The organism is Akkermansia muciniphila (genome assembly GCF_040616545.1).
In the GTDB taxonomy this organism is placed as follows: Bacteria; Verrucomicrobiota; Verrucomicrobiia; order Verrucomicrobiales; family Akkermansiaceae; genus Akkermansia; species Akkermansia muciniphila_E.
On sequence record NZ_CP156688.1, the window covers coordinates 935379 to 958151 of the forward strand.

Genomic DNA, 22773 nt, shown 5'->3' on the forward strand with positions numbered 1-22773 from the left:
TTATTTGTCCTGGAAATGAATTCCCCTGATGCCTCATTGAATTATCGTTCATGATCAGGCTTAAAAACTCCGTCATGAATGACACATTTAGAGATTATACGTAAGTTATTCACTACAAGTAATTTCATTTTCAGGTTCTATCAATTTCCCCCTTGTCATGTCCTTGAACGGCCCGGAATAAGAACCATCTAATCTCTTGAGCGCCGTGATTGTCACGAACGCATAACCACCTAATCATTAAACTAATAAAAAAAGCATGAAATTAAGACTCCCACATATGCTGCTGGCAGCGGTAATCGCCTGCCTCGGTAGCTTATCCGTTGCTACCGCAGCCGACTACACAGCCAACAGTGCCGATACATTCGTTACGGCCTGGAACCAGGCTGCCGCTTCCAACGAAGCTTCAACCATCACTATCACCGTGCCGGCAGGTTCCGACAACATCACGCTGACCCAGGAACAACGGGCCCAGCTGAATGCCATCTCCGGATCGGGCAATGTGACCGTCCAGATGACGGACGCCAGCGGCAAATTAGTCAATTTCAACTATGATCTGGTTAATGGTCAGGTCAGCTTCAACGACATCACGCTGAGCGAACCCCTGGGAAGCGACAATGACATCGTGGTGACGAACGCCACGGACACCACCACCATTGACGGCAGGAACATTGCCATCGAAGGCACGAATGACGCCGCCAATCCCAAGACGGTCGGCGCCACCGTCACTTCCACGAATGGACAGGTAGGCATCGGCGACAACGTTTCCATGGAAAAAGCCGTGACCGTCACCGGCCAGGCAGCCCACACGGTAGACCCCGCCACGCCCCCCTCAGGGCAGGCCTATACCAGGACGACCTACGACACCTACAATGATTCCAACGAACAGGCCGTGGTTCTGGGCAATAACGTCACCATGCAGGACACCGTGACCGCTACCGGCCAGATCGTCAGCGATCCGGATGCCAAAGTTACGCTGAACGGAGACGTGACCTCCACGGCGGGAATCGGCACCGTGACCACGGAACAATTTGACGCGGCCCACAACCAGAACAGCAAAACCGTCATCGACTCCATGGATGACAGCATTTCCGGCGGCATCGTCCTTGGGGAAACCACGGCCGGAGCCATCAACATCAAGACCCAGGGCGGCAATGTTTCCCTGGGGGACAACTCCGTCCTGAACGGCACCACCGTTTCCGCGGAATCCGTGGACCTGAACAAGACCGTCTACAGCAATGACGACGGCAACTGGAACACTGTCGTGGGCACGGAAAAGCTGGACACCATCGAAGGCAGCATCACGCTGGGCGACAATACCACTGTCAAGGGAAACGCCACGCTGACGGCGGATGACAATATTGCCATCGGCGACAACAGCGTCATCACCGGCAATACCGCCGCTGACGGCATCATCACCGCGGGAGGGCAGATCTCCATCGGAGACGGCACTCAGGTCGTGGGCAACACCGCCACCAACGCTGACAAGGCCGCCATCAACCTGGCGGACGGACAGACCCTGTACATCGGTTCCGGCGCAGTCCTTTCCGACAATACGTCCAACGGCGCCCTTGGTTCCGTACATGCGGGCCAGAACACCCAGATCAACGTTTATACGGACGCCGCCGCCTATACCTTCATCAATGACGGCATCTCCACCGCGCCTACCACCGCCCCCATAGCTGACGCCGCCCCGCTGGCCGCTGACCAGACCGTCATGACGAAGACCGGCGCAGGTACCCTCGTTTATGGCAGTGGCGAAGCCACCGACACGTTCGGAGGCACCTACCAGCAGCTTGAAGGCAACCTGATTATCGGCCATGCCACCTTCGGCACGGTGGACGCCGCTACCGGAAAGGTCGGTCCCCTCCAGTCCATCGGCGCTGCCGTGATGGGAACGGACGATACCATTTATGACATCCGGACGGGTCAGGTGACTCTGGCGCAGAACTCCACCATGAAGGGGGCTTCCGCCACCTTCGGCGGTGATTCCACCCTGCTGCTGAGCGACGGCTCCGTGCTTGACTTCGGTACTCCCGCCACATTCACGGATAATTCCCGCGTGGGCATCCAGGTGTCCGACGCCACGGGCAATCCCGTACCGATCGCCCAGCTGAAGAAGGGCTCCGAAAGCGTGAACGTCACGCTGAACGGCACGGACATTTCCGGACGCCTGCTGAACAACCTCTTCCTGACCACCACCATGGCTCCGGGAACGACGGAAGGCACCACCACCCTCACCCAGACCATGAGGGGCATTGACGGACCCATGTCCGGCTACAACGGCAACGTTTACACCGTAGCCGAAGCCCTGGAAAACAACCGCCTGAACGTGGCCGCCGGTTCTCCCGCAGCAGAGTTTTATGAAACCCTGCTGCGCGTGACGGACCCCAATGAAGCCGCCAACATGATTCAGTCCGTCAGCGGTGAAAACGTGATGAACTTCGCATGGGCCGCCAGCCGGACCCTGAGGAGCTTCGCCGACCTGGGCCGCATCCAGTCCGCCGCGTCCATGGCGCGCCAGACGGAATCCACCATTGAAGTGGTGGACGCCAAGGGCGCCCCGATCGCCCGCAAGACGATTGCCCAGGGCAACGGCAACATCTGGGTAGGCGGCATGGGCAACTGGGATGACCAGGATGCCCGCGGAGGAATCTCCGGCTACAAGTACAATGCAGGCGGCTATGCCGTGGGTATTGACTACAAGGCCGCCCAGGGTTCCCTGCTCGGCATTGCCGTCGGCCAGAGCTTCGGCGACATCAAGGACAAGAGCGGATTCGGCTCCGACTATGATGTGGACTCCTTCATGGCCATGATTTACGGACGCATGCATCCCTTCAGGGAAAGCAAGTTCACGCTGGACGGCTACGGCGCCTACGGACGTTCCAAGTTCAAGGGCAATTCCTACATCATGGGAACCGCCGCCAACGGCAACGAGAATGCGGACTCCTTCAGCGGCGGCCTGTACGCCACCTGGACGGAACACTTCGCCCTCGGCAAAGCCTTCGTGACTCCTTACACGGGTATCGAATTCATGACCACCGAGCTCAAGGGCTTCTCGGAAAGCGGACCTTACGGCCGCACGTTTGACCACGCCCGCGCCCAGAACTGGACCATTCCGTTGGGCGTGACCATCGCCCGCGCCTACCAGACGGACGGCGGCACCACCATCACCCCGGCCCTGACGGTGGCCGCGGCGCAGGATGTGAGCCGCATGAATCCCAAGTCCAACGTCACCGGACCCCTGGGAGCCTGGAACGTGCGCGGCGTGAACGTGGGCCGTACGGCCTTCCGCCTGAATGCAGGTATTGACGTGCTCTTCTCCAATAACTGGGGCGCACGCATCTGCTACCAGTTCGAGACCCGCAACAAGCTGACCTCCCAGGGCATCAACGGAGCTATCAGCTATACGTTCTAAGTAGGACGGCGCATCAGCGCATGCTTTTACTTGGTTATGGTAGGCCCTTTCCCGCCTGGTGCGGGAAAGGGTTTTCCGTGTATTTACATATGGCATGCCGCCGCACATTAAATCTTTTCTTTTAAAAACGGCATTCTCCAATAAAGGGCCAGCGGCTTTACGGATTTCCAATCCGGTTCACAGTTTGCCGGAAAACAAATATCTCACTGATAATGGATTATGAATTAGTTAAATACCCATGGCTCCTTTTTCTTTAAACTTGTAATAAAGATATGTTTTTCTGATGCCGTCTTCCTTCAAACATTTGCATTGACCCCGGATTGGAAATCCGTTATCCGTATCCTCGTTAAAGTATCTGTTAAGCATGAAGCTATCTACATTCTGCATTTTATGCTGCCTGTCCGCGGGGATTTCCCAGGCCGCCACTTACGTCTGGAGCGGAGCGGCAGGAAACGGGATTTACGGAGATTCCAATAACTGGACCGTGAACGGTGCGCCAAACGGCTATTACCCGCAGCACAGCACCAATGACAACGCCGTCATTGGAGAAAATGCCGGAACCGTTACGTGGTCCAATGCCCAAGGCTTCTTCGGCGCCACCAATACGGTCCAGATCGGTTCCGGAAGCACGTTGCTCTGCACCACCACGGTAGGAGACCTCAACGTCAATTCCTTCAAGCTGGACGGCAATTCCCAGCTGGTATTCGAATCTACCAACGCCTTTGGACTGGGCCGGGACTTTACGCTGGACTTCGGCACCTTCTCAGCGGCGGAACACGGTTCCTGGGTTGCCACGGACCTCACCAACTTCTGGACCAATGGAAAGACCGTCACCTTCACCGGCACGCTGGACATGAACAGCCTTTCCGGAAGTGGAACCATTGAACTGGCTTCCATCAAAACCGCCCAGCAGGGAGGCAATCTCAACCTGGACCTGAGCGGCCTGAACATCGCCAGCAACTCCCAGGTTCATGCGACCGTGACGCAGGTCACGGAAAACGGAGTTACGAAGGTGCTCGTGAACTATGAAACCGTTCCGGAGCCCGCCACGGCCACGCTGAGCCTCCTGGGACTGGGCGCCCTGCTGTTAAGAAGAAAGAGGCAGTAGCCTCTCTGCCGCAGAAACGGTTTTATCCCCGGCTTGTTCCTGAAAGGAAAAGCCGGGGTTTTCTTTTACCGCGGAGCCAATTCACACAAATCCCCCCGCTTTATGCGTCAAGAGTTCCGCCCCGGGCCGCCCTGAACGGAAAAACGGGCTGGTTTGCGGCTCCGGTCAGAACTCACAGTTCCGCGGAGTGCGCGCAAAGGGCAGCACGTCCCGGATGTTGGTCACTCCGGTAATGAACATCAGCAGGCGTTCAAACCCGGCGCCGAATCCGGCATGCGGCACGGTGCCGTAACGGCGCAGGTCGGCATACCATTGGTACGCCTCCTCATTCATGCCCATGCGGTTCATGTTTTCCAGCAGGATGTCCAGCCTCTCTTCACGCTGGCTCCCTCCCACGATTTCCCCGATGCCGGGCACCAGCACATCCATGGCGGTAACGGTCTTACCGTCCTCATTCAGGCGCATGTAGAAAGGCTTGATCTCCTTCGGGTAGTTGTACACGATGACCGGGCACTTGAAATGCTCTTCCGTCAGGAAGCGTTCGTGCTCGCTCTGGAGGTTGATGCCCCAGGAAACGGGATAATCAAACGCCTTTCCACTCTTGAGAAGGATGTCCACGGCCTCCGTATAGGAACAGCGCACAAACGGCGTTTCCTTCACATGCTCCAGCCGCTCTTTCAGCCCCTTGTCCACAAACCTGGTCAGGAATTCTACTTCCTCCGCGCTGTTTTCCAGGGCATCGCTGACCAGGAAGCGGATGAACGCTTCCGCCATGTCCATGTCCCCGTGCAGGTCGCAGAAGGCCATTTCCGGCTCCACCATCCAGAATTCCGCCGCGTGGCGCGTGGTATTGGAGTTCTCCGCCCGGAAGGTGGGGCCGAAAGTATAAATATTGCTCAGGGCGCACGCAAAGGCCTCCCCTTCCAGCTGGCCGCTCACGGTGAGGTATGCCGCCTTGCCGAAGAAATCACGGGCGGCGTCACGGGAAGCGGCGTCACCCACTTCCAGCGTCGTTACGCGGAACATTTCACCCGCTCCCTCGCAGTCGCTGGCAGTAATGATGGGCGTGCTGACCCAGGAAAAGTCCCTGGCCTGGAAAAACCGGTGAATGGCAAACGCCAGCCTGCTGCGCATGCGGAACACGGCGCCGAACAGGTTGGTGCGGGGCCGCAGATGGGCAATGGAACGCAGGAATTCCGGCGTATGCCCCTTTTTCTGCAAGGGGTAGGAATCCGGGGCGGTCCCCACCAGCTCCAGGGAAGAGGCGCGCAGTTCCCAGCGCTGCCTGCCCTGCCCGGCGACGAGAGCCCCGCGGATGCTCACGGCGGACCCGGTAGTCATCTCCCCGATCCGTTCATAGCCGGGAATGCCTTCATCCGCTACCACCTGGAGGGAAGCCACGGAGGAGCCGTCATTTACCTCCAGAAAGGAAAAGGCCTTGGAATCGCGGCGCGTCCGCACCCAGCCCTGAATCAGTACGTCCGGCATTTCCGCCTCACTGGCCAGGGCATGCTTCACCAATGTTCTGCTGATCATGGCGCAAGTATAATACAGCTCCTTTCCCATTCCAGCAGAATTACCTTCCCGCGCGGAGAATAATCCGGCGTTCCAGCCAGGGAAACAAGGGGAGGCAAAGCCGCTTTACTTGGAGGGCTGCATGACCTGCCGCCCCGTCGTAATGGCAATGGCGTCCGCCAAAGGCATTTCCTTCTCCGTGTGCTCCGCTCCCCAGGAATCCGAGAAGATCAGCGTCTTCTTTTCCTCATCAAAGCCGATGATGAGCCTCAGGTGGCCGCCGCGCGTCTGGGAAATGCGCATCGGTTCCGGAACCACTCCAAGCTGCACGGACCACAGTACGGGTATGCCCGCCGAGATATAGGGCTTGATGGAATTAAGCCATTTATCCATCTGGGACGGAGATCCGGCCCGCGCCAGTTTCAGCACTTCCCCGTCCGCATTGTCCCAGAAGCCGGGCCAGTCATATTCATCCTCGAACTTCTCCTTTTTCAATTTGGACGCCGCGCGGTTGTAGGCTTTCAGCAGGTTCCTGAAATCCCGGGCATCCGTCAGGGAATCCAGCACCTTGATCCGGATCTGGAAGCGCGCCCCGATCTTTTTCAGGTTCTCCGCCATTTCCTTCGTGCTGGTGCCTCCTTCAGCGGAAGAATTGGCCAGGGAAGCCAGTTCATGCTGGTCCACGTAATCCATCCCGTAATAAGCAAAAATGCGGGCTGCCGTAGCCACCACGCAATACCCCTTCTGCCCCTGGTCCACCATGGGAATATCATGGATCACCACGCGTTTTCCCTCCTTCCTGACATGCTGTTTCACGTCAGCCTTCCTGGCGCGGGAGGAAGTGTCTCCCCGCGCGATGGAAGCCTCCGTGGGGCCGGCCTTCAACCGAATGAATTCCGCTTCAAATTCCCTGCCCTCCCTGGACGTATTGATCTCCAGGGCAATCGCTCCCTTGTCCCAGTTCCAGGACCAGCCGTTGACCTTCACCACCGCCTCCCGGCGGGAGGCGCGGTATTCCTTGGGCTGCACTCCGGTGAGCCCGGTCAGGGCCTCCCGGATATGGTCCAGGCGCTTTTCAAACTCTTCCTTGTCAATGGCCCCGTTGTCCCCCTTGTTATACATCATGATGGTCATGGACTGGGGAACGCCCTCCTTCCAATGCACCAGCATTTCCCCCAGGGACATTTTTCCCAGCTTGATCGCAGGCTTCGCAATCCGCAGCTGGGTTTTTCCCTTGTCCACCCAGCCTCCGGACTCTCCGTTAAAATATTTTCCGAACAAATCCGGCTGCGGCAGATTCCAGAACGCGCCGGACTTCAAATCCGGCGCAATGTCTCCCGCGCCCCATGCGGCGGGAAGAAGACAGCAGGCAGAAAAAAGGGACAGGACTGAAGAGATGAAGCGCATCACGGAAAAGGAGTTGAGGGCTATCCCGCGGCGCGGGATTTATACTGACAATGTATTCTCCCATGACGGTTCTGCCAAGAAAAAAGGAATCACGCGGACCGGAGGAAAGGCGCCCGTTCCCCTTCCCCGCATCAGGATCATTCAGGCCCATCCCTTATACAAAAAACGGCCTGCCGCGGTGAATCCGCAACAAGCCGCCTTGAATGAATAACCAGTCCGGTTACATGAACGGGCGCAAGCGCTGCATGATGGCGTCCTTGGAAGAGGCGCCCACCATCGTGTCCATGATTTCCCCATCCTTGATAATCAGGAGCGTGGGGATGGTACGCACGCCGTAGGTAGCGGCCAGGCCGTTATTGGCGTCCACATCCACTTTGCCCACTTTGATCTTGCCGGCCAGTTCCGTGGAGAGCTGGTCAATGATCGGGGCGATCATGCGGCAGGGGCCGCACCATGTAGCCCAGAAGTCGACAAGCACAGGAATGTCGGACTTAAGAACTTCGTCCTCAAAATTTGCTTCAGAAAATACGTTTGCCATAGTACCGCTTAGAGTAGTTCAACAAGGATTACGTTCACTTATTCTTCTGCATCCGCACTGTCGGAAGACTCGTCAGCGGCTGTGTCGGAGGCGGCGTCATCGGAAGGCTCGTCAGCAGCCGTATCCTCCGTTGCTTCTTCATCAGCGGCGGAGGGAGCCGCGGCGGCGGGCTTGGAGTCGCCGCCCAGCCAGCCCGTCATGCTGCGGGATTCCAGAGTATCCGTGAAGTATTGATAACCAACAAAAATCAGCGCAAAAGCCAGGGCCACGAAGGAAAGGACATTCAGCAGCGTATTGGGGGCGGCTTGCGTATCCTCTTCAAATTTCTTGGCCGTAAAGGAAGTGGAAGAAACGGGAGCGGCCGCAGGAGCGGTATTCAGCCCGATGGTGGCCTGCGGAAGCTGGGCGGTAGCCATTCCTGCGCCGGGAGGCGTCAGGGGAACGGTGGGCGCAGCAGCGGCGGGGGCCGCACCGGCAGGAGGCGCGATGGGCGTGGTGGCGGAACCAAGAGCAACCGTCTTCAACCCGCCGCCAAGCTTGATGCCGCCGCCAAGTCCGGCGGGACGCAGGGGGATGGTGGGCGCAGCGGCTGCGGGCGGAGCGGCGGGAGCCGCAGGAGCGCCGGCTACGGGAGGCGCCGCGGGAGCTGCCGGTGCACTGGGCACGGAAGGAGCTGCCGGCGGAGTCGGGATGCTGGGCGGGGGCGGAGTACCGCCCGGAATGGAGGGGGGAGGTGGATTACTCATATCGGAAAAAATAGCTGTGCTGAACGATAGCTCTCGCTTATTTCCGTCCGTAAATCAAGAAAAAGAATGCGCAAAGCCTGAATTCCGTGCAATTTTTTTCAAATTGAACCGTATTCCATCCTAAACACGCTGTCCGGACTTGCCCTGAAAAGCGTTCTTTCCTACGCTGTGTATCCGGCATTATTTCATATGAAACCCATTACCAAATTAGCTTCCACCAGCCTGCCTGACGGTTCCCTTCTTGAACTCTGGGAACGGGACGGCTTTCATTTTCTTCTCCGTGACGGCATGCAGATGGCGTCCAGTTTTTCCCATGGAAGCAATGAAACGGCCGCAGCCATGGCCGCAGCCCCGGTAAAAAGGGCCAACCAGCCCTCTTTTCTCCTGGACGGCCTCGGCCTGGGATTCACCCTGTTTGCCCTGATGGACCAGGTGCAGAGGGAAAAGGCCAGCTTCATTGTGGGGGAACCCTGCAAACAGCTCGTGGACTGGCATGAGCAGTTGCTGGACAAGGAACGCCCCGGCTTTCTGCATGATCCCCGCGTCAGTGTGGAATTTACTTCCGCACTCCAGGTGGCCCGCAAGAACCCGAAGAGCTTCCATGGCATCCTGTGCCGCTCCACGCATGAGCGCATGAACCTGACCGTGGCAGAGGCTTCCGACTATTTTGCCGCGCTCAAGCAGGGCGGCCTGCTGGTCATCACCATAGCCCGGCCGGACACCCGCCTGGCCCGCACCCTGCAAAAAGCGGGCTTTGAAGTCAGCACGGAAGCCGTGCCTGCCTCACATAAAGGAAAGAAAACCACCTTTCACACCGTTCTTCTTGGAAAGAAGGGGCGGTTCGTCCCCTTCTCCGCCCACCAGTCCTGATTTCACCATTCCATATGAAGCGCATATCCCTCACCACCGCCGGCCTTCTGGCCGCCCTCCTCATGGGAGTTCCCGCCATGGCGGACTCCATCGCCCCGGGCATCCTGCTGCCCAAAAAGAATACCAAGTCCATTTCCTTCTCCCCCAAGGGAACCTCAGACATCTTCCTCCTGGGCATCATGTCCCAGGGCAGTTCCGTGAAAAAGGGGGAATCCGTGGCGCAGGCCGACTTCCGCATTCTGGACAGGAGCATTGAGGACTACGAACGCACCATTAAAAGCAAGAACCTGGAAGTGCTGAAACTCCGCTACGCCCTGGACCAGCAGAAGGAACGCTCCGCCATGGCCCTGCAAAAATACCAGACCGCCCTGACGCGCACGGAAGAGGACCAGAAGGACTTTCTGGAAAAGCGGAAGGCCCGCATGCTGGCGGAAGAGGAGGAACGCGTGAACCGGGCCCTGCGCCACATGTCCTACAAGCAGGAGGAGCTGAACCAGCTCACCAAGATGTACAAGGACGACCAGGTGGCGGAAGAAACGGAAGAGATCATCCTGAAGCGCCTGAAAAACGAACTGGGCGAAAGCGAATTTGCCGTGCAGGGGGCCAAGCTCGTCGCGGAACTTGCCAAGCTGCGCAACATCCACCGCCTGGGGGAAGACTACGCCACCGCGGTCAGGGAAAAGCAGACAGACCTGGCGGAAGCCAAAAAACAGGCGGACTTTGACCTGGAACAGAAAAAGATAGCCCTGACGGAAGCGGAAGTTTCCCTGCGCCGCCTCCAGGACAAGTACAATGAACTGAAAGCGGACCGGGAAATGGCCGCCTTCAAGGCGCCGGAAAGCGGCATCCTGCTTTACGGCGGCTACGTGGCGGACAAATGGGTAGCCATTCCGGTGGCGGAAAAACTGAAACCCGGCGGCAAGCTGGAAGCCTTTGATAAAATAGCCACTATCGTCCCCCCTGATTCGGAACTGATCGTTCAGGCTACTCTGCCGGATTCCACCGCCACGCCCAAGGTTGGGGAAACCGTCATCATCAAGGTGACGAACATGCAGATTCCGGGCGTGATCACGGAAGCCAGCCCCATTCCGGGCGCCGACGGCAAGCGGCGCATCATCATCACGCCCAAGGTTCCCGCCAGCCAGATCTTCGCCCCCGGCCTTCCCGTCCAGGTGACGATCAAGGACCAGCAGGCGTAAGCCCCTACGGACCGCCATGAACAAGGCTATCCTCCTTCTCGCCGCCCTGGGCGCCTGCACGGCGTTCTGCGCTCCCGCGCAACCGGAAAATACGGCAAAGAAGGAGAAAAGGGACACCATCCCCATCGCCAGGGTGCCGGACGTTCCGCCGCCCTCCCGGGAAAAGCTGGACGCCTCCATCCGCAAGGCGGCGGATTTCCTGCTGGGCAACCAGAACAAAGACGGCTCCTGGGGAAGCCACACGCTCACCAAGGGACTGAACGTCATCTGCCCCTACCCGGAAGGCCCCAGGTCATTCAGGACCGCCTCCACCTCCCTGTGCGTCATCGGTCTGCTCGCCAGCCCGCTGAAGGAAGACCCGGCCGTGAAAACGGCTCTGGACAAGGCTATCCAGTACCTGCTTACCACGCTTCCCACCCTGAAACGCGGAGATACGCGCACCGTGCTCGGCGTCTGGGGGCATGCCTACGGACTTTCCGCCCTGTGCAGGGCGGCCCGGGGCCTTCCGGAAGACTCCCCCCGGTACGCGGAACTGAAAAAAGTGGCGGCACTGCAAGTGGAAGCGCTGGACCAGATGGCGGACGTCCAGGGCGGCTGGGGCTATTACACGTTCCAGACCTTCTCCAAACGCCCTATCGGAGAACCTACCTCCTTCCTGACCGCCACGGTGCTGATCGCCTACAAGGATGCGGAACGGGCCTTCGGCCTCAAGCCTGATCCCCGCATCCTCAAACGGGCGGTGGCCGGGCTGGAAAAACTGCGCACTCCCGCCGGGAGCTACGTTTATTCCTTCTCCCACTCCTTCTACCCCGGCAGGCCCATCAACCGCCACACCGGCAGCCTGGCCCGCACCCCGGCGGGGGATCTGGCCCTGATCCAGTATGATCCGGACTTCATTTCCAGGCTTCAGCTGGAAGACGGCCTGGAACGCATCTGGAGCCGCGGAGGATGGCTTTCACTGGCCGTAAAAAAGCCCATCCCGCATGAAAGCTTTGCCCAAAATGCAGGCTACTTCTTCTACTACGGCTACTATTATGCCGCCCGTTGTCTTTCCGAAGTGCCTGCGGAACGCCTGAAGCGCCACGCCTCCCATCTGGCGGCCGACCTGCTGCCCATGCAGGAAAAGGACGGTTCCTGGTGGGACTACCCCCTGTACAACTACCACAAATTCTACGGCACCGGCTATGCCCTGTTTGCCGTTTCCCGCGTGCGGGATTCACTGTACCCTCCAAGCCCGGCTCCCGCCCCCTGAACCCATGTTCCGCCTGCTGCTGACCAGCCTGTTCCTGACGGCCACCCTGCACGCTGCCGCAGCGGAAGTGGAGTCCGCCGCCCCCGGCAATGCGGACACCGTCCCCATCGCCAAAATCCCGGACGTTCCCCCTGCGGAAGCCGGGCAGTTTGACCGGGCGTTCCGCCGTGGCGCGGACTTCCTGCTGAAGAGCCAGAACAAAGACGGCTCCTGGGGTGATCACCGGGTGATCGGCACCTGGAACATCCTCTGCCCCTATCCGGACGGCCCCCTGACGTTTAAAACGGCCAGCACGGCCCTGTGCATCGCGGGGCTGAACGCCAGCCCCCTGCGGAACGAACCGGCCGTGCAGCAGGCCATGACCCGTGCGGAAGATTACCTGATCCGGACGATGCCCCATTTGAAACGGGGGGACGCCCTCTGCATTTACAACACCTGGGCCCACACCTACGTGCTGGACGCCATGAGCATGCGGGCAGCCGCCCTGGACCGGAACAGCCCGCGCTACCGGGAACTGATGGGCTGCGCCCGGTTCCAGGTGGACCGGCTCAATGAACTGGCCTCCGCCAAAGGCGGCTGGGGCTACCTGACCTACACGGGCTACAGCCGGCGGCCCGCGGCGGAACCCACTTCCTTCCTGACGGGAACGGTACTCATCTCCTCCTGGATGGCCGGCAGGACATTCAGTCTTTCCCTGGATGGCAAGGTGTTCCGCCGGGCGCTGAAATTCCTGAAATCCCAGCGGACTCCGGCGGGAACCTACGTTTATTCCCTGGGGCACGCCTTCTATCCCGGGCGTCCCATCAACCGCCATACCGGCAGCCTGGCCCGTACCCCCGCCTGCGATTACGCCCTCAGGCTGTGGGAGCCGGAAGCCGTCTCCCTGCGCCAGCTCATTGACGGGCTGGACCGTCTGTGGAGCCGCCGCGGCTGGCTGACCATGGCCCTTCACAAGCCGACGCCGCATGAAAGTTTTGCCCAGAACTCCGGCTACTTTTTTTATTATGGATATTATTATTCGGGAATGTGTCTGGACATGCTGCCCCCAAACAAGGTAAAACGGCATGCGTCTCTGCTGGCGAACGATATTCTCACCCGGCAAGGCGACGACGGTTCCTGGTGGGACTATCCCCTGTACAATTACCACAAATTCTACGGTACCGGTTATGCCCTGTACGCCCTCTCCCGCGCATGGGACAAGCTCTACGGCACGCCCACCGGGCCACTAACCACGCCCAAATCCACTCAGCCATGACCAAGGTTCTTAAATCACTTGCCGCCCTCTGCCTGTTCTGCGGCGCAGCCGCCGTCTCCACCGGAGAGACCCCGGAAAAACATTCCTCCTTCAAGCCCGGACAAATCTGGACGGACAACAATGGCGTGCACATCAACGCCCACGGCGGCGGCATCCTTTACGACAAAGGCACCTACTACTGGTACGGAGAACACAAGGTGGAGGGAGACGCCGGGAACTACGCCCAGGTGGGCGTGCACTGCTACTCCTCCAAGGACCTGTACAACTGGAAGGATGAGGGCATTGCGTTGAAAGTGGTGGAAGGGGACAACTCCCACCCCATCGCCAAAGGGTGCATCCTGGAACGCCCCAAGGTGGTCTACAATAAAAAGACTAAAAAATACGTGATGTGGTTCCATCTGGAACTCAAGGGGAAGGGCTACGGGGCGGCCTACGCCGGGGTGGCGACGGCTGACAAGCCCACCGGACCGTTCACCTTCCTGAAAGCCGGGCGCGTCAATCCGGGCAAATGGCCCGCGAACATGGACAAGAAGGACCAGACCATGAAAACGTTCAAGGGAGTGCCCGGCCTGACCTCCAGCGCACTGCCGGAAGGAGTGCGTTCCGAGGACATGTTCAAGAAAGACTTTGAAAAAGGCCAGATGAGCCGGGACATGACCATCTTTGTGGACGACAACGGAAAGGCCTACCACATCTATTCCTCGGAAGAAAACAGCACCACGCACATCGCGGAGCTGACGCCGGACTACACCGGGCACACCGGAAAATTCGTGCGTGTCTTCCCGGGGCGTTTCATGGAAGCTCCGGCCATTTTCAAGCACAACGGGAAATACTACTTCATCGCGTCCGGCTGCACGGGCTGGGCGCCCAACGCCGCCCGCAGCGCCGTAGCCAAAAACATCGCCGGACCATGGACGGAGCTCAAAAATCCCTGCGTGGGTCCCAAGGCGGGGAGAACCTTCGATGGCCAGAGCACCTACATCCTGCCCGTGCATGGCAAGCCCGGCAAATTCATCTTTATGGCGGACATCTGGAGGCCCCAGAACGCCATAGACGGCCGCTACCTGTGGCTGCCCATCCAGTTTGACGGAGACCAGATCAAGCTGGAATGGAAGGATGAATGGAAACTGGAAGACATGTAACGCCTCTTACAAACATTGCCCATGAAACCGCTTCTACTTACTTTTTTTGCCGGACTGGCCTATTGCCTTTTCCCTGTTGCCACGGCTGACGCCCCCGTCAGGCACACGTCTTTCAAGCCGGGAGAAATCTGGACGGACAACAACGGCGTGCACATCAACGCCCACGGCGGCGGCATCCTTTACGACAAGGGCACCTACTACTGGTACGGGGAGCACAAGGTGGAGGGTGACGCCGGAAACCGCGCCCAGGTAGGCGTGCACTGCTACTCCTCCAAGGACCTGTACAACTGGAAGGATGAGGGCATTGCGTTGAAAGTGGTGGAAGGGGACAACTCCCACCCCATCGCCAAAGGGTGCATCCTGGAACGCCCCAAGGTGGTCTACAACAAAAAGACTAAAAAATACGTGATGTGGTTCCATCTGGAACTCAAGGGGAAGGGTTACGGCTCCGCATACGCCGGGGTGGCGACGGCCACGAAACCCACGGGGCCGTTCACATTCCTGAAAGCCGGGCGCGTCAACCCGGGCAAATGGCCCGCGAACCTGGACAAAAAGGACCGGACGACCGAGTTCACGAAGGAAATGCCCGACTACGTCCGCATCATCCGCAGGGATTACCCGGGAGGCCAGATGAGCCGGGACATGACCATCTTTGTGGACGACAACGGAAAGGCCTACCACATCTACTCTTCGGAAGGCAACATTACCCTGCACATCGCGGAACTGACGCCGGACTACACGGGACATACGGGAAAATATGTCCGGGCCTTCGTCAACCGCTACATGGAAGCCCCGGCCATCTGCAAACACAACGGGAAATACTACCTCATCGCCTCCGGGTGCTCCGGCTGGGCGCCCAATGCCGCCCGCAGCGCCGTAGCCAAGAACATCGCCGGACCGTGGACGGAACTCAAGAACCCCTGCGTGGGGCCAAAAGCCGGCATCACCTTCGGCGGCCAGAGCACCTACATCCTGCCCGTGCAGGGCAAACCCGGCAAATTCATCTTCATGGCGGACATCTGGAGGCCCAAAAACGCCATTGACGGACGGCACATGTGGCTGCCCATGAAATGGGACGGGGACCAGATTATTCTGGAATGGAAGGATGAATGGACGCTGAAAGACCTGTAAGCGCCTCCCTCCTGAAAGGAGGAGTGCTCCTGCCATGAATCCGGCCCGCTTCCCGTTCAAGGGGAAAGCGGGCCGGATGCGGTTAAACGTGTTCTAATTGATGAAAGCCGCGGTTAGCGGGCCTTCTTGGAAGCAATCAGATAATTCCTCATGCGCTGGTCGGCGGGGGTGGTGGGGCGCACGCTGGTGACCCAGTTGCCGTCCTTGTCCTTCTTCTTCACTTCCGTCCTGTCGCGGTACAGTTTGGCGGAAAAACCGTCGGAATCAAGAATCACCGGGCCGGGCCCCTTGGTCACAATGGGGGTAGGGGGCACTTCCGCCACCACGGTCATGGGGGTGGTCAGGGAATCATACCAGTAGACCAGTTCCTGCTGGCCCGCGGGATTATCTGGATAAGGCGCATACGCTCCGTTATTGGTGGAAACCTTCACATAGGCCGGTTCCGGAAACGTAGTCTGATAGGATGAAGGCGAACAGGCTCCCAGCAGTAAAAGGCTGGCGCCGCCGACAATGATCATGGATTGCAGTTTCATATAGGCATTGGAGTCCCTTCCGCCCGCAACCGTTCAGACCATGAGTGACCGCAAAACCTTTCCCAGGGTTCATTCACAGCAAACAACAATCTGACCTTCAACCAGAAACGAATCCACATTCAAGCCTCTCCCTCCTTTCTGTCTTGCATGGCCACCACAGAGCAAGCTGCTTCCGGGGACTTATTCATACCCATGAAAAACCGGGTATTGCCGCTTATAGGAGTGATTTTGTAATCCAATTCTCCGGAAAAGTATTTTTTATCAGCCAGTAGAAACCGGAAAGAACCTTGCCGGGGACCGGGTGAAATGGTTGAATGCCATTATTCCATGATTACGGATTTCCGGCTGAAAGTGTTCGAGACCGTTGCGCGGCGGCTTAACTTCACCCGCGCGGCGGAGGAGCTGTTCATTACCCAGCCGGCTGTCACCCGCCATATCAAGGAACTGGAACGTCTGCTGGACGTGCGCCTGTTCAAGAGGGAGGGCCGCGGCATCGCCCTGACGACGGAAGGCGCACGCCTGCTGGCTCATTCCCGCCGCATTCTGAAAGAATATGAAACGCTGGAGGAAGACATGTCTTCCGGCAGGAATGCCCCCATTTCCGGAGAGTTGAGCCTGGGAGCCAGCTCCACCATGTCCCAGTACGTGCTGCCTCCGCTGCTGGCCTTGTTCAACCGCCATTATCCGGAGATAAGGATACGGCTGAAAAGCGGCAATACGGAAGAAATGGAGCAGGCCGTACAGCATGAAGCCGTGCAGCTGGGCATCGTGGAAGGCACGGCAACGCGGACGGACCTGCATTACCTGCCCTTCATGGAGGATGAAATTATTCTGGCCGGAGGCGCCCACGCCGCCGTGCCGCGGGAAGGGCTTTCCCTTCCCCAGCTTTCCGGCGTTCCCCTCATCATGCGGGAGCCGGGGTCCGGAACACGCCGGGTGGTGGAGGAAGCCCTGAAGGCGCACGGAATAACTACTTCCGGTCTTAATATCCTGATGACTCTGGGGAACACGGAGAGCATCAAGCTGTATCTGGCGCATTCGGCCGCCTGTTCCTTTCTTTCCTCCCTCGCGGTCCGGGAAGAACTCAAACGCGGGGATCTGAAAAAAATCCACGTCCGCCAATTGGAAATCCGCCGCTCCTTCCATTTTGCCACCGGGCACGGAGACCACAGCAGAATCAATGAGTTATTCATCAAATTCTGCCGGAATTATTATAACAAAATCTAATTGTCTATAACAATTTCTGATTAGATTTTATCATAATAGTGGGGTATATCTCCACCGCATCCGCTTCAGAACGCCTTCATCCGGGCGTCTCCGGCGGCAGTGATGACCATTCTACAGCCCATGTCTCCCAAACACCTCGCTAATCCGCTACACGGTATTCTGCTTATCGTCCTGTTCTCCTTTTCCGCCTTTTACATTGCGGATTTTGAATGGGTGAAACACCTTTCCTTCAGTCCGTTGATCGTCGGCATCGTGCTGGGGATGCTTTACGCCAACAGCCTGCGCAACCATCTTCCGGAACCATGGGTTCCCGGCATTCAGTTCTGCACCAAGCAGGTTCTGAGAACCGGGATTGTACTTTACGGGTTCAAGCTGACGTTCCAGAGCGTGATTGACATCGGCGGCGCGGCTCTGCTTATTGACGCGGTTGTCGTTACCCTTACCATCCTGCTGGGAGTGGGCCTGGGACGGCTCTTGAAAATGGACCGGGATACGACCCTGCTGACTTCCATCGGCAGTTCCATTTGCGGCGCCGCGGCCGTGCTGGGCGCGGAGCCCGTGGTAAAAAGCAAGCCGTACAAGGCGGCCGTGGCCGTTTCCACCGTCGTCATCTTCGGTACCATTTCCATGTTCCTGTATCCGGCCCTCTTCCGTGCCGGGATGCTGGAACTGACCACGGAACAGATGGGGCTTTTTACCGGAGCCACGCTGCATGAGGTGGCCCATGTGGTAGGCGCAGGCAACGCCATGGGACAGTCCATTTCCGATTCCGCCATCATCGTCAAGATGATCCGGGTCATGATGCTGGCTCCCGTGCTGGTCATTCTGAGCATCATCCTGGCGCGCCGGGATTCCGCCAACGGCACGAACGAGGGAAAACGTAAAATCACCATTCCCTGGTTCGCCTTCCTGTTCCTGGTCGTCATCGGCTTTAATTCCCTGAATCTGCTCCCCTCAGGATTGGTGGACGCCATCAACACCCTGGATACTTTTCTGCTGACCATGGCCATGACAGCTCTGGGCGCCGAATCCAGTTTTGAGAAATTTAAAAAAGCCGGGGCGCGGCCTTTCCTGCTGGCGGCCCTGCTTTACGCCTGGCTCTTCTTCGGGGGGTACTGGCTGGTGAAGGGCGTTACGGCCTGGATGGCCTGAGGAAATTTCCGGAAAGGCCGGCATTCCGCATTTCCCGCCATGAAGAGCCGGGTTTCTCAGGAATTTTGAATAGCCAAACCGTTTGAAAACGCTATAGTACACGCACCCTGTTAAAAAACCATGGCAACCAAATTATTCATTCCCGGACCCACTGAAGTAGCACCTGAAGTACTCGCCGCCATGAGCGGCCCGATGATGGGTCACCGCTCCAAGGCCGCTTCCGCCCTGCAGCGCCGCATTTCCGATAATCTGCGCCGCATCCTGCTGACAGACCAGGAAATCCTGCTTTCCACTTCTTCCGGTACGGGCCTGATGGAAGGCGCCGTGCGTTCCTGCACCGCCAAGCGCGCCGCCATTTTTTCCGTGGGCGCCTTTGGCGACAAATGGTACAAGATTGCCACCGGCAACGGCGTTCCCGCAGATATTTTCAAGAGCGAGCTCGGCCAGCCCACCACTCCCGAAATGGTGGACGCCGCCCTGGCGACCGGCAAGTACGATACGATCTGCATCACGCACAATGAAACATCCACCGGCATTCAGAACCCTGTGGAGGAAATTGCGGAAGTGCTCCGGAAGTACCCGGACGTGGTGTGGTGCATGGATGCCGTGAGCTCCGCCGCCGGCTCCCGGATTGAAACGGACAAGCTGGGCGTGGACGTGCTGGTGACTTCCACCCAGAAAGCCCTGGCCCTGCCCCCCGGCATGGCCGTCTGCACGCTGTCCCCGAAGGCTTATGAACGCACTGCCTCCGTTCCCAACCGCGGCTGCTACTTTGACCTGCGTTCCATTTACGACACCATCCAGAAGAAGGATTACCAGTACACGAACACCCCCTGCGTTTCCATCATGTACGCCATGGACCTCCAGCTCCAGCGCATCATGCAGGAAGGCGTGGAAAACCGCTTTGCGCGCCATGAAGCCATGGCGGAATTCGTGCGCTCCTGGGCGGACGAATATTTCAGCGTCTTTGCCAATCGTGACCACCTCTCCCGCACCCTGACGGTGATCAGCAATACCCGGGACATTGACATCGCCGCCCTGAACAATATGCTGATCGAACGCGGCATGCAGCTTGGCAACGGTTACGGAGACCTGAAGAACAAGACCTTCCGCATCGCCCACATGGGTGAGCTGACGATGGATGACATGCGCTCCATCACGTCCAATATCGTGGACATCCTGAAGCTCAAATAATTTCATTCCCCCTTCCCTTTCCCGGCAGGCCCGGGAAAGGGAAGCCTGCCTCTCCGGAGGCATGAAAGGAACGGCTTCCTTGCACAAGATGCTCCAGACAACTCTGCATACCTTGTCCGCCATGGCCCCGGCCTGCGCTCCGCCGCCTCCTTTCCGCGTACGGGCGTTCCGTTGCAGGCTCCGTTATTCCTGATCCCATCCCTTTTCTTATACTTCCATGTCCACGCTCCATCCTTTTCCGGCCCTGCGCCCCCCGCGCGAACTGGCCGCGCAGGTTTCCTCCCTGCCTTACGACGTCATGAACCACCGGGAGGCCAAAGAAATGGCCGCCGGGAATGACGCCTCCTTCCTTCACATCTGCCGCTCTGACATTGACATGAGCGAAGCCGCCATTCATGACCCGGAAACCTATGCCAAGGCCAGGGAAAACCTGGAGGCGTTCGTGAACAAGGGGTATCTGGTGCGGGATGACGCTCCCTCCTTCTACATTTACCGCCAGCTCATGTGGGGCCGCGTGCAGACAGGCATCGTCGGCTGCGCCTCCGTGGACGAATACATCAACGGCACCATTAAAAAACATGAACTGACCCGCCGGGAGAAGGAGCTGGACCGCATTGAACACTTTGACGCCTGTTCCGCGCAGACGGAGCCGGTCTTCCTGGCCTACCGGAAGCACGAGGGCCTTTCCGGCATCATCCGGGAATGGATCAAATTCCATAAGCCGGAATATGATTTCACCACGGATGACGGCGTCACCCATATCCTGTGGCCCGTTTCCGACCCCGGTACGGTGGAAGCCATCCGGAAGGGCTTTGAAGAAGTGGACGCCCTGTACATTGCGGACGGCCACCACCGCACGGCCTCCAGCGCCGCCGTTTCCGCCAGACGCCGCCGGGAACACCCGGACTATACGGGAGAGGAGGAGTTCAATTACCTGATGGCCGTAGTTTTTTGTGATGAAGACCTCTTCATCATGGATTACAACCGTGTGGTGCGCGACCTGAACGGCCTGAGCCGGGAAGAATTCATGGAAAAACTCCAAACCGCCTTTGACGCGGTTCCCGTGGAAACCGTTCCCGGAGAGGGCTACGCGCCCCGCGCCAAACATGAGTTCGGCATGTACCTGGACGGCCGCTGGTATTCCATCACCGCCAGGCCGGGCACTTTCGCTGCCGGCCACCCCATTGAGAGCCTGGACTGCGCCATTCTCCAGGCCAACCTGTTGGGCCCCATCCTGGGGATTGAAGACCCCCGCACGAGCGACCGCATTGACTTTGTGGGCGGCATCCGCGGCCTGGGAGAGCTGGAACGCCGCTGCGCCAGTGAAATGACGCTGGCTTTTTCCCTGTACCCCGTCACCATGGACGACTTGTTCCGCGTGGCGGACGCCGGGGAAATCATGCCGCCCAAGTCCACCTGGTTTGAACCCAAGCTGCGCAGCGGACTGTTCGTCCACACCATTGAACAATAATCTTTCCACCACACACCAATATGAACAAGGTTCTTATTCCCACCAAACTCTCCGACGTAGCGGCCAATACGCTTAAAACGGCCGGCTATGAAGTCATCCAGGACGCGGACACGCCTCTGGAAGAACAGGCCGCCGCCCATCCGGACACCGTGGCCCTGATCGTGCGCAGTGAAAAAGTCACTCCGGAAATCATGGACGCCCTGCCGTCCTTGAAACTGGTCATCCGCGCCGGAGCCGGCTATGACAACATTGACATCGTGTACGCCCGCAAGAAAAACGTGGACGTCATGAACACCCCCGGCGCCAATTCCAACGCCGTGGCGGAAGAAGTCATGGCGATGATCCTGGCGTATTACCGCCACATTGTCCAGGCGGACACCACCACCCGCGCCGGCCTGTGGGAAAAGAAGAAGTACATGGGGAGCGAGCTGACCAAGAAGACCGTGGGCATCATCGGGCTGGGGAACATTGGCCGCAACCTGGTCAAACGCCTCCAGGGCTTTGAACCCACCCTGCTTGGCTATGACCACTTCCTGGCCCGCCAGCGCGCCCTGAACATCGGCGTCACGCCCACCAGCATTGAAGACATTTTCTCCCAGTGCGACATCATCACCCTGCACGTTCCGGGCGGCCCCTCCACCCACAACATGGTGAATGCGGAGCTTCTTGAAAGCATGAAGGACGGCGCCGTGCTCATCAACTGTTCCCGTTACGGCGTGGTGGATGAAGAAGCCGTTGCCGCCGTCAAGGCCTCCGGCAAGAACATCGGCTACCTGACGGACGTGCACCCCAAGGACGCCGCAGGGGAGAAGCCCTCCGCCGCCGTGGCGGACCTGATCCTGCCCCACCTGGGCGCCAACACCCAGGAAGCCAACACCAAGGCCGCCAAGCGCGCCGCGGAACAGATGGTGGCCTATTTCTCCGATGGGGACACCTCCTGCGTGGTGAACGGAGAATCCCCCAACGGCCTTAATCCGGCCCATCTCCAGCTTGCCTTCCTGCTGGCCGCCCTGGCGCGCAATGCCGGGGGCAACAAGCCGATCCGCCGCGTGGAATGCACCTTTTACGGCAACCTGCGCGTATTCCGCAAATGGTTCACGGCCCCGATCCTGGAAGGGCTGCTGCCGCACGCGGAAAAGGGCCTGATGCCCGCCGCGGCGGAGGAATCCCTGCGGGAGCACGGCATCGTCTTCAAAGCCCGCGAACCTAAGGACGACAAGCCGTATGAAGACTCCATCACCCTGGACATCGCCATGGAGGAAGACGGGGAATACGTCTCCACCAGCGTGCGCGGCGTGGTGACGGAAGGCATTCCCATGGTTTCCCGCCTGAACAACTTCAACGGCCTGTATGCGGACCTTCGCGGCACGACGCTGTTCCTGCATTACAAGGACCGTCCGGGCATCATCGCCACCATCGGTTCCGCCCTGTATTCCAACGGCATCAACATTGACAACATTGCCGCTCCGGCTGACCACGCGACTCATGAAGCCCTGGCCGTGCTGAAGACCAACCAGCCCATTTCCGACGAACTGCTGGACAAGATTGCGGGAGAGATAGGCGCTATTTCCGCCTTCGCCCTGAATCTTTAACCTGAAAAGGCGCTCCTCCGGAAAAT

General features: G+C 58.8%; 18 protein-coding genes. 13 read left to right on the plus strand and 5 right to left on the minus strand.

What is annotated here, in order from left to right:
* Window positions 1–277 precede the first annotated feature (277 nt).
* Both ABGM91_RS03835 and ABGM91_RS03840 read left to right on the plus strand, forming a co-directional pair.
* The gene (locus tag ABGM91_RS03835; RefSeq protein WP_354833820.1) at window positions 278–3415 is read left to right on the plus strand and encodes an autotransporter domain-containing protein; all 3138 of its coding nucleotides are present in this window, start codon (window positions 278–280) and stop codon (window positions 3413–3415) included.
* 364 nt (window positions 3416–3779) lie between these two features.
* Window positions 3780–4523 carry a PEP-CTERM sorting domain-containing protein gene (locus tag ABGM91_RS03840; RefSeq protein WP_354833822.1) on the plus strand — a complete coding sequence of 248 codons (744 nt, stop codon included), beginning with the start codon at window positions 3780–3782 and terminating at the stop codon, window positions 4521–4523.
* Between the two features lie 165 nt (window positions 4524–4688).
* On the opposite strand, the gene asnS is transcribed toward ABGM91_RS03840, so the two are convergent.
* The 4 genes from asnS to ABGM91_RS03860 form a co-directional block, all read right to left on the minus strand.
* Window positions 4689–6056, minus strand: a complete 1368-nt coding sequence (gene asnS, locus ABGM91_RS03845) for an asparagine--tRNA ligase (RefSeq protein ID WP_354834800.1) — start codon at window positions 6054–6056, stop codon at window positions 4689–4691.
* 108 nt (window positions 6057–6164) lie between these two features.
* The gene (locus ABGM91_RS03850) at window positions 6165–7445 is read right to left on the minus strand and encodes a C39 family peptidase (RefSeq protein WP_290566058.1); all 1281 of its coding nucleotides are present in this window, start codon (window positions 7443–7445) and stop codon (window positions 6165–6167) included.
* 220 nt (window positions 7446–7665) lie between these two features.
* Window positions 7666–7983 (minus strand): thioredoxin, encoded by a 318-nt coding sequence (gene trxA, locus ABGM91_RS03855; protein ID WP_012419743.1) that lies wholly within the window; start codon window positions 7981–7983, stop codon window positions 7666–7668.
* 38 nt (window positions 7984–8021) lie between these two features.
* A complete protein-coding gene (locus ABGM91_RS03860) occupies window positions 8022–8729 on the minus strand; it encodes a hypothetical protein (RefSeq protein WP_354833827.1) in 708 nt (235 codons plus the stop codon).
* Between the two features lie 189 nt (window positions 8730–8918).
* Between ABGM91_RS03860 and ABGM91_RS03865 the strand changes: the two genes are divergently transcribed.
* Genes ABGM91_RS03865 through ABGM91_RS03890 form a run of 6 tightly spaced genes read left to right on the plus strand, consistent with a single transcriptional unit; the run spans window position 8919 to window position 15578 of the window.
* Window positions 8919–9599, plus strand: coding sequence for a hypothetical protein (locus ABGM91_RS03865; RefSeq protein WP_354833829.1), 681 nt, complete (start codon window positions 8919–8921; stop codon window positions 9597–9599).
* Between the two features lie 14 nt (window positions 9600–9613).
* On the plus strand, window positions 9614–10798 hold the full coding sequence (locus tag ABGM91_RS03870) for an HlyD family efflux transporter periplasmic adaptor subunit (RefSeq protein WP_215426906.1): 1185 nt from the start codon (window positions 9614–9616) through the stop codon (window positions 10796–10798).
* A 16-nt stretch (window positions 10799–10814) separates the two neighbouring features.
* The gene (locus tag ABGM91_RS03875; RefSeq protein WP_354833832.1) at window positions 10815–12050 is read left to right on the plus strand and encodes a hypothetical protein; all 1236 of its coding nucleotides are present in this window, start codon (window positions 10815–10817) and stop codon (window positions 12048–12050) included.
* 4 nt (window positions 12051–12054) lie between these two features.
* On the plus strand, window positions 12055–13305 hold the full coding sequence (locus ABGM91_RS03880) for a prenyltransferase/squalene oxidase repeat-containing protein (RefSeq protein ID WP_354833834.1): 1251 nt from the start codon (window positions 12055–12057) through the stop codon (window positions 13303–13305).
* Window positions 13302–14447: a glycoside hydrolase family 43 protein gene (locus ABGM91_RS03885; RefSeq protein ID WP_354833836.1), complete on the plus strand. Its 1146-nt coding sequence runs from the start codon at window positions 13302–13304 to the stop codon at window positions 14445–14447. Before ABGM91_RS03880 ends, ABGM91_RS03885 begins: the two co-directional genes overlap by 4 nt.
* A 21-nt stretch (window positions 14448–14468) precedes the next feature.
* Entirely contained in the window at window positions 14469–15578 is a 1110-nt protein-coding gene (locus ABGM91_RS03890) for a glycoside hydrolase family 43 protein (RefSeq protein ID WP_215426902.1), read from the plus strand.
* Window positions 15579–15691: 113 nt separating this feature from the next.
* Here ABGM91_RS03890 and ABGM91_RS03895 read toward each other — a convergent pair whose 3' ends face one another.
* Complete coding sequence (locus ABGM91_RS03895) at window positions 15692–16111, minus strand: hypothetical protein (protein WP_215426901.1); 420 nt, start codon at window positions 16109–16111, stop codon at window positions 15692–15694.
* Window positions 16112–16438: 327 nt separating this feature from the next.
* Here ABGM91_RS03895 and ABGM91_RS03900 point away from each other — a divergent pair, with 327 nt between their 5' ends.
* From ABGM91_RS03900 to ABGM91_RS03920, 5 genes are all read left to right on the plus strand, one after another.
* The gene (locus ABGM91_RS03900; RefSeq protein WP_290565613.1) at window positions 16439–17338 is read left to right on the plus strand and encodes a LysR substrate-binding domain-containing protein; all 900 of its coding nucleotides are present in this window, start codon (window positions 16439–16441) and stop codon (window positions 17336–17338) included.
* Between the two features lie 120 nt (window positions 17339–17458).
* A complete protein-coding gene (locus ABGM91_RS03905; RefSeq protein ID WP_354833839.1) occupies window positions 17459–18490 on the plus strand; it encodes a YeiH family protein in 1032 nt (343 codons plus the stop codon).
* A 120-nt stretch (window positions 18491–18610) separates the two neighbouring features.
* Complete coding sequence (locus tag ABGM91_RS03910) at window positions 18611–19684, plus strand: alanine--glyoxylate aminotransferase family protein (RefSeq protein WP_354833841.1); 1074 nt, start codon at window positions 18611–18613, stop codon at window positions 19682–19684.
* 217 nt (window positions 19685–19901) lie between these two features.
* Complete coding sequence (locus tag ABGM91_RS03915; RefSeq protein WP_354833843.1) at window positions 19902–21155, plus strand: DUF1015 family protein; 1254 nt, start codon at window positions 19902–19904, stop codon at window positions 21153–21155.
* A gap of 20 nt (window positions 21156–21175) precedes the next feature.
* Window positions 21176–22747 carry a 3-phosphoglycerate dehydrogenase family protein gene (locus ABGM91_RS03920; RefSeq protein ID WP_354833845.1) on the plus strand — a complete coding sequence of 524 codons (1572 nt, stop codon included), beginning with the start codon at window positions 21176–21178 and terminating at the stop codon, window positions 22745–22747.
* The last annotated feature ends 26 nt before the right edge of the window (window positions 22748–22773 follow it).

Excerpts from the sequence above, each read along its gene's own strand:
- ABGM91_RS03835 (WP_354833820.1), top strand. The coding sequence starts at position 278 with ATGCTGCTGGCAGCGGTAATCGCCTGCCTCGGTAGCTTATCCGTTGCT.
- ABGM91_RS03840 (WP_354833822.1), top strand. The coding sequence starts at position 3,780 with ATGAAGCTATCTACATTCTGCATTTTATGCTGCCTGTCCGCGGGGATT.
- ABGM91_RS03850 (WP_290566058.1), bottom strand. The coding sequence starts at position 7,445 with ATGCGCTTCATCTCTTCAGTCCTGTCCCTTTTTTCTGCCTGCTGTCTT.
- trxA (WP_012419743.1), bottom strand. The coding sequence starts at position 7,983 with ATGGCAAACGTATTTTCTGAAGCAAATTTTGAGGACGAAGTTCTTAAG.
- ABGM91_RS03860 (WP_354833827.1), bottom strand. The coding sequence starts at position 8,729 with ATGAGTAATCCACCTCCCCCCTCCATTCCGGGCGGTACTCCGCCCCCG.
- ABGM91_RS03865 (WP_354833829.1), top strand. The coding sequence starts at position 8,919 with ATGAAACCCATTACCAAATTAGCTTCCACCAGCCTGCCTGACGGTTCC.
- ABGM91_RS03870 (WP_215426906.1), top strand. The coding sequence starts at position 9,614 with ATGAAGCGCATATCCCTCACCACCGCCGGCCTTCTGGCCGCCCTCCTC.
- ABGM91_RS03875 (WP_354833832.1), top strand. The coding sequence starts at position 10,815 with ATGAACAAGGCTATCCTCCTTCTCGCCGCCCTGGGCGCCTGCACGGCG.
- ABGM91_RS03880 (WP_354833834.1), top strand. The coding sequence starts at position 12,055 with ATGTTCCGCCTGCTGCTGACCAGCCTGTTCCTGACGGCCACCCTGCAC.
- ABGM91_RS03885 (WP_354833836.1), top strand. The coding sequence starts at position 13,302 with ATGACCAAGGTTCTTAAATCACTTGCCGCCCTCTGCCTGTTCTGCGGC.
- ABGM91_RS03890 (WP_215426902.1), top strand. The coding sequence starts at position 14,469 with ATGAAACCGCTTCTACTTACTTTTTTTGCCGGACTGGCCTATTGCCTT.
- ABGM91_RS03895 (WP_215426901.1), bottom strand. The coding sequence starts at position 16,111 with ATGAAACTGCAATCCATGATCATTGTCGGCGGCGCCAGCCTTTTACTG.
- ABGM91_RS03900 (WP_290565613.1), top strand. The coding sequence starts at position 16,439 with ATGATTACGGATTTCCGGCTGAAAGTGTTCGAGACCGTTGCGCGGCGG.
- ABGM91_RS03905 (WP_354833839.1), top strand. The coding sequence starts at position 17,459 with ATGTCTCCCAAACACCTCGCTAATCCGCTACACGGTATTCTGCTTATC.
- ABGM91_RS03910 (WP_354833841.1), top strand. The coding sequence starts at position 18,611 with ATGGCAACCAAATTATTCATTCCCGGACCCACTGAAGTAGCACCTGAA.
- ABGM91_RS03915 (WP_354833843.1), top strand. The coding sequence starts at position 19,902 with ATGTCCACGCTCCATCCTTTTCCGGCCCTGCGCCCCCCGCGCGAACTG.
- ABGM91_RS03920 (WP_354833845.1), top strand. The coding sequence starts at position 21,176 with ATGAACAAGGTTCTTATTCCCACCAAACTCTCCGACGTAGCGGCCAAT.